At 45.1% G+C, this 5,984-nt stretch carries 5 protein-coding genes; all 5 read left to right on the forward strand.

The window, feature by feature from the left end:
* Positions 1–375: 375 nt before the first annotated feature.
* Positions 376–2,019 (forward strand): alpha-keto acid decarboxylase family protein, encoded by a 1,644-nt coding sequence (locus IQ242_RS14590; protein WP_193960460.1) that lies wholly within the window; start codon positions 376–378, stop codon positions 2,017–2,019.
* 145 nt (positions 2,020–2,164) lie between these two features.
* Positions 2,165–3,556, forward strand: coding sequence for an IctB family putative bicarbonate transporter (locus tag IQ242_RS14595; RefSeq protein WP_193960461.1), 1,392 nt, complete (start codon positions 2,165–2,167; stop codon positions 3,554–3,556).
* A gap of 264 nt (positions 3,557–3,820) precedes the next feature.
* Entirely contained in the window at positions 3,821–4,267 is a 447-nt protein-coding gene (locus IQ242_RS14600; RefSeq protein ID WP_193960462.1) for a protease inhibitor I42 family protein, read from the forward strand.
* 54 nt (positions 4,268–4,321) lie between these two features.
* Entirely contained in the window at positions 4,322–5,230 is a 909-nt protein-coding gene (locus IQ242_RS14605; protein WP_193960463.1) for a C1 family peptidase, read from the forward strand.
* A gap of 417 nt (positions 5,231–5,647) precedes the next feature.
* On the forward strand, positions 5,648–5,984 hold a 337-nt coding region (locus IQ242_RS14610), incomplete at its 3' end, for a helix-turn-helix domain-containing protein (RefSeq protein WP_193960464.1).

The following is a 5,984-nucleotide window of genomic DNA, read 5'->3' on the forward strand; positions in this document are numbered from 1 at the left end:
TTTTCAGGGGGTCAATTAAGTGGGTGGGTGGAATTAAATATAAGATGAACGTAGGTTGGGTTGAAGCATGAAACCCAACGCCCGCATAGTTTACGCTACCGCTAACCCATCCTACAAATAATTGTGCCTCCCTACTTACCTAATTTTCCTGGAAAAAGTGCCTAAATTTCCTCCCCGATCACTACAAGGACTGGCACTTTTTGATTTCAAAAAAGCCTAAAGATATTATCCAACAAGGTTTTTAGATTTATTCAGCAAACCCTAATTAAAGTCTGCTGATTTTTACTTTCTAGTTCATTACTGGACATTAGCCTATTTTTTTAAAAAATCGCTATGATCGGCGTGAAAGTGCCAACACACCAGGAGAAAATTGCTATGATCACCATCGGCGAATATTTATGCCAGCGTCTCCATAATTTAGGGGTTAATCATATTTTTGGGGTGCCGGGGGATTATGTCCTCGATTTGATGGATGTTTTGGTGGAAAGTCCGATCGAATTAGTTTGCACCTGTAATGAGCTTAACGCAGGTTATGCCGCCGATGCCTACGCGCGAGTCAAAGGTATGGGCGCTGTCTGTGTCACCTACGGTGTTGGGGGATTTAGCCTCGTTAATGCTGTGGTCGGTGCTTACGCTGAAAGAGTTCCCCTGGTGGTAATTAGTGGGGCTTCCGATCGCTCGATTCGCCGGGATAATTTATTATTACACCACACCACGGGCGATTATAATCTGCAATTTTCGATCATGGAAAAAGTCACTGTTGCCTCGGTTATTCTCACTAATGCTGCCCAAGCAGCCAGTCAAATCGAGCAAACTTTAGCTGCTTGTTTGCATCACAAACGTCCCGTGTATATCGAAATTCCCCGGGATCTGGTCTATCGTCCCTGTATCCCCTCGGAAACGCCAATTTATTTAACCGATAATCTCACCGATGCCGCCGCTTTACAAGAGGCCATTGAAGAAGCGGTTTTTTTATTAGAAAAAGCGGAAAAACCAATTATTTTAGCGGGGGTAGAATTCCATCGGTTTAAACTCCAAGATAAGTTGCTGAAACTTTTAGAAGTAACGGGTTATCCCTTGGCCACCACTATTTTAGGTAAGTCGTCAATTTCGGAAATGCAGCCGCAATTTATCGGCACTTATGTGGGAGCATTAAGTCGCAAATACGTTAAGCAACGGGTGGAAAATGCCGATTGTGTCCTCTGTTTAGGGGCAATCATGTCCGATATGAATTTAGGCGGATTTACGGCTAATTTAAATCCCAATAATTTGATTAATGCCAATTCCGAGAAAGTAAAAATTAAACATCACTTCTATCAACCGGTATTCCTAGGGGATTTTATCGATGGTTTAATTGATAAGCTAAGTCACAAAGAAGCGGCTACACTAGAGATTAAACCCGCGGCCGAATTGAAGGATTTAGAATTCATCCCCGTGCCAGAGCAAAAATTAACTAATGCTCGTTTCTATGAGCGAATGAATCATTTTATCGCTCAAGAATCTTTTGTTATTTCCGATACAGGGGATGCAATTATTGCCACAATTGATCTATTAATGCCCCAGCAAACTGACTTTATCGGTCAAGCATTTTATCTATCCATTGGTTATTCAATACCCGCCTGTTTAGGAGTAGCTTTTGCCGCACCCAATACTCGTCCTATCGTCTTTGTGGGTGATGGTGCTTTTCAAATGACCGCCCAAGAACTTTCGACAATTATCCGTCACCATCTCAATCCAATTATCTTTTTAATTAATAACGACGGTTACACGATCGAGCGGGTAATTCAGGATAATATTTATAATGATCTACAACCGTGGAAATATCATCAATTACCAGCAGTATTTAACGGGGAAAGTTGGAGTTGTCAAGTCGGGACAGAAGGGGAATTAGAAAAGGCTTTATCGATTGCCCAGGGTAACATCGATCGCCTATCATTTATTGAAGTACATCTCGATCGTTTTGACTGTTCCCAAGGCTTAACTCGTTTAGGTCAAGCTTTACGTTCACCCCATGCTTAGACTGGTGACGCTATCGGGTTTTGACTGTGTGAAGCTGCCCTAAGATGCCAGATTGAAACTCTTTTGGCTCCCAAGAGTCAACAATCAAGATACAATCGGTGTCTAAATCTAAAGTTTGCCGGTGACAACCGCAACTAAAAACCCTATGAATGCTTTTTGGAAACAAATCACCCTATTGAACTTTTCCCCCGCTTCTTGGTCAAAATATAGCTATCTGCATCGTTTAGTCGGTCTTTTTAGTCAATGGCGACAGGGTAGCCGGTTTGTGCAGTGGACAGAACTGATGGGTGCGCTGTTAATCTCTCTCCTTATCGCCACCGCGCCGTTTTTCTCCACCAGTCAAATCGGTTTTTTGCTGTTAGCAATAGCGGGTTATTGGCTATTGTTAACCCTTGTGGATGAAGGCAAAATCGGGGTGACACCGATTCACATTTTAGTGCTTTTATACTGGGGAATTGCTACGGTTTCTACGGCTTTTTCTCCCGTTAAAACCGCAGCTTTGGAAGGATTAATTAAATTAACTCTTAATTTAATATTTTTTGCCTTTACCGCCCGAATTATGCGATCACCACGCCTAACAAATTGGATTCTGACTACTTTAGTTTTAACCGCCTTAGCAGTCAGTGTTTACGGCATTCGTCAGCAAATTTTTGGTGCGGAACAGTTAGCAACTTGGAACGATCCCACCTCAGAATTAGCGGGGGATACTAGGGTTTATAGTTATCTCGGTAATCCTAATTTATTAGCTAGTTATTTATTCCCGGGTATTGCTTTTAGCGGTGCGGCATTATTTGTGTGGCAGGGATGGCTACCGAAAATTTTAGCGGCTTTATTAACTTTAGCCAATGGTGCTTGTTTATTTTTTACTGAGAGTCGTGGCGGTTGGATTGGTTTGATGGTCTTAGGAATTGTCTTCTTATTGCTGTTATTTTATTGGTTCAAAAATTATCTACCGTTATTTTGGCAAACATGGCTTTTACCCTTAATTTTAGGTGGTTTAGCGGTGGTGATTTTAGGGGCAATTTTATTGGTGGATCCCCTGCGAATTCGGGTGATGAGTATTTTCGCCGGCCGAGGAGATAGTAGTAATAACTTTCGGATTAATGTTTGGGATGCAGTTATCCGCATGATTCAAACTTATCCGCTTTTGGGCATCGGACCGGGTAATGATGCTTTTAAGAAAATTTACCCCCTATTCATGAAGCCAAAATACACGGCTTTAAGTGCCTATTCTGTGGTATTAGAAATCATGGTAGAAACGGGAATTATTGGTTTTACCTGTTTCCTCTGGTTATTAGTTACAACTATCGGCCAAGGCATCCATCAAATTAAACTTTTACGCGATAAAATGGACAGTCAAGGCTTTTGGTTAATCGGGGCAATTGCCGCTATGGCTGGAATTCTTGCCCACGGTTTCTTTGATACGGTTTGGTATCGTCCCCAAGTTAGTACCCTCTGGTGGTTAGTTTTGGGTTTAATTGCTAGTCGTTGTTATTCCCCCGCTAGGGGTTTTGATCGCGGCAATTCTCTCCTCTAGGGGGGCGAAATGGGGGAGCATTGAGGAGTTATTTCAAATTACGGATAGGACTGCTCTGAAGGGTATTTGAGGCGCGTGTAGGCGTAGGCGATGGGGATTATTAAGAAAAATCACAAATCCTCCATCCTACCATCTCTCAGTGGGCAAAGCAAGAGATAATTAAATTAGATCGTTTCCCAGTTTGTTCTGCGCTTGGCGCGATTTCCTAACTGCAATAACGAGAGTAAATCCCTGTGGCCGTTATAGAGACGAGGGAGGAAAATAATGGATCGTTCTCTTAAGTGGGCCGTGGCGATTGTCATAACTCTAATCCTCGTGCTTTCCCCGGTCTTTTCCCAGGGCTGTGGGGCGACAGAGTGGAACCCGAAAGGAGGGAACGGTCAAGATACAATGCTAACCCTTACTCGCACTGACAACGGCAAATCCATCACCATGCAGGTCAATGACCTACTGCTACTGTCCCTCGACGAGAATCCCACTACCGGCTTTCAGTGGGCGCTCGATGGCGGCGGGGGCGATTTAGTGGAGCTGCAGTCCTCTGAGTATGTACCTGCCGGGGAGTCGAAAGTCGGCGGGGGCGGTCAGAGAGTCCTGACCTTTAAAGCGCAACGGACTGGGATAGGCCAACTAAAGCTTAAGCTTTGGCGGGAGTGGCAGGGAGAACCGTCAATTGTCGAACGATTTACTGTCACGCTCCAAGTCCGAGAGTAAAGGCTTCTCAGATAGCCAAGGGCTAGTGAGTAACGACTTAGGAGGAAAAGAAAAATGACTGAAACATTTATAATTCCTGCAATGGGATGGTTGCCTGACTATCCCGATATCCGCGACCTGACACCAGAATCCGAGGTCGTCGCACCCCGACTAAGAGCGTTGGGGCAACTGCCGGTCAAGGCGATGCTCGCCCAAGTGGGAGCGGAGGCCCCGGTGGCGGCGCTGCCGGCCAGCGTGGACTTGAGGCCGTGGTGTTCCCTAATCGAAGATCAGAAGAATATCGGTTCTTGTACGGCCCACGCCGGTGTCGGACTGGTGGAGTATTTTGAGCGGCGGGCTTTTGGCAAACACATAGATGCCTCGCGCCTCTTTCTCTACAAAGTGACGCGCAACTTGTTGCACTGGACGGGAGATAAGGGAGCCTTCTTGCGCTCAACAATGTACGCCCTCACCTTGTTTGGCGTACCACCAGAAGAATACTATCCCTACAATGTCCTCGATTATGACAAGGAGCCGCCGGCATTCTGCTACGCCTTTGCCCAGAGCTTCCAAGCGATCTCTTACTATCGCCTCGATCCGCCCGGGACGGCAAGGGACGCACTGTTAGCTCGGATTAAAACCGACTTGTCGAAAGGTCTGCCCTCGATGTTTGGCTTTACTGTTTACAGTTCCATCAATCAGGCCAACACGACCGGCAAGATTCCTTACCCGACTCGGGGCGAGAAAGTTCTCGGCGGTCACGCGATTGATGCGGTCGGTTACGACGACAACCTCAAGATTAAGAATACTAACCCCGGTGGCATTGAAACCACTGGTGCCTTGCTGATTCGCAACTCCTGGGGGACGGGATGGGGAAGCGCTGGCTACGGCTGGCTGCCCTACAAGTACGTCCTCGATGGTCTGGCAACTGATTGGTGGTCGCTAATCAAGAGTGAATGGGTCGATACCGGACAGTTCGGATAGGAGACCGATTCGATAAGGTGTGAGGGGCGAGATAAAGGCTTCTGGTGAGTTTTTTCAGAATAGGGGGGACGCTGGGAAAACTCACCGTTTGTTGAATTTTTTAGGGTATGCTTTGTGACATACCCATCCCTAAAAGCGAGGGCTTCCTGCTTCCTCCGTTTTGATTACTGTTCTGGCATGGAAAGATGGTCAAAAAAAGTAAAAACAGAAGCACGTTCAAAATATTTTTACTCCAGCCTTGAGTTAGCTGAGGCGATACTAGCAATTAATGGATCGGCTCTACCAATTTGGCAGAATTTAGAAATACCCTGTAACTTACCATTCATCGGAAATTTTGGCTCTGAAACCCCGCCGTTTTAGGTTGGCTTTGCTGTTAAATCTTAGCGCATTTACAAAATATGTGTTAGAATGTGAGGCATGGAAAAAGCCTATTCGTTTCGATTTTACCCCACACCAACACAAGAGTCGCTATTGCGGCGCACATTGGGCTGTGTAAGATTAGTTTACAATAAAGCTCTCCATCTCAGAACACAAGCTTGGTATGAAAGACAAGAAAGAGTAGGATATGCTCAAACTTCTTCAATGCTAACCGATTGGAAAAAACAAGAAGAATTAAACTTTCTCAACGAAGTAAGCTGTGTACCTTTACAACAAGGGTTAAGACATTTACAAACAGCTTTCACTAATTTCTTTGCTGGTCGTACTAAGTATCCTAACTTTAAGAAAAAACATCAGGGAGGAAGTGCCGAATTTA

The sequence above is a fragment of the Microcystis sp. LEGE 08355 genome, assembly GCF_015207185.1.
GTDB classification, from domain to species: Bacteria; Cyanobacteriota; Cyanobacteriia; order Cyanobacteriales; family Microcystaceae; genus Microcystis; species Microcystis panniformis.